The organism is Moorena sp. SIO3I8, assembly GCF_010692325.1.
Classification (GTDB): Bacteria; Cyanobacteriota; Cyanobacteriia; order Cyanobacteriales; family Coleofasciculaceae; genus Moorena.
On the sequence record NZ_JAAHHW010000449.1, the window covers coordinates 1 to 1,175 of the forward strand.

A 1,175-nucleotide genomic window follows, 5' to 3' on the forward strand; every position below is an offset into this window, starting at 1 on the left:
TTTTTGGGACAATGCGCGATCGCAAGTCTGCTTCATCCTTGACCTGATGAATGGCTTTAAATAAAAACTGCAAGGAACTCGTCATGACCGTGAGGACCAAAAGTGTACTCGATCGGGTACTGGGCAAGCTAAACTGCCTTCCCTAATATTAGCTTTAGCGTCAATATTAGGAGAAAACCGATGTCTCAATACGCTCACCCTGAAGTTTTGGTCAATACACAATGGCTGATGGATCATCTAGAAGATCCGATGGTGCGTGTGGTTGAAGTTGATATGAGTCCAGAATCTTACAAAGATACTCATATTCCGGGGGCTGTTTTCTGGCATTTCCCCACTGATCTCTCCATGCCCGACTTTGGAATGAATTTAGACCCCACTGGGATTGAGAAACTGTTGTCGCGCTCAGGAATTTCCAAAGAAACGACCGTCATTGCCTATGGTAGTTACCCAGGCACAGGAGCTTTTATTTTCTGGTTTCTGAAGCTCTTTGGACATCAAAAAGTGTATGTCCTTAACGGTGGTCATCAGAAATGGGTGGCAGAAGGTCGTCCAGTAACATCAGACTTGTCAAACTTTCCGCCCACCTCTTATCAAGCAACCTCTCCCAATCCTGACTTACGAGTTTTCCAGGCAGAGGTGCAAGCATCTTTAGAGAAAACGGATTGTGTGGTGCTAGATGTGCGGACTCCTCAAGAGTATTCTGGTGAGATATTTATGATCAAGCCGCCAGAAGGAGCTGAACGTGGAGGGCATATTCCAGGTGCGGTGCATCTTGAGTATACTCATACCTTGAATGAGGACGGTACATTTAAGTCAGTAGAAGAGTTACATGCTCTTTACAGCAGCCGAGGTGTTACAGCTGACAAGGAAATATTTCCTTATTGCGCGATTGGTGCACGCTCTGCGTACACTTGGTTCGTCTTGAAGTATTTACTCGGCTATCCCAAAGTAAGAAATTATGATGGATCGTGGAATGAGTGGAGCCGTCTGCCTCATGCGCTGATTGAGCGGTAAAAAAAATACCAATTAAAGTAGGGTGGGCAAATTTCTATTATCTAGAATACTCACGCATAACCAAACGGTTTTTGCCCACCCTACAAGCTTTAGCTGACTCTCATTAATCCCAGTTACCCCTACTGCTTGACATTGCGACAATGCAATAGTTTTTGATAACC

Annotated in this window: 1 protein-coding gene; it reads left to right on the forward strand. The window is 44.8% G+C overall.

The features are described from left to right. Positions 1-180 precede the first annotated feature (180 nt). Complete coding sequence (locus F6K51_RS37800; RefSeq protein ID WP_293031438.1) at positions 181-1,014, forward strand: sulfurtransferase; 834 nt, start codon at positions 181-183, stop codon at positions 1,012-1,014. The last annotated feature ends 161 nt before the right edge of the window (positions 1,015-1,175 follow it).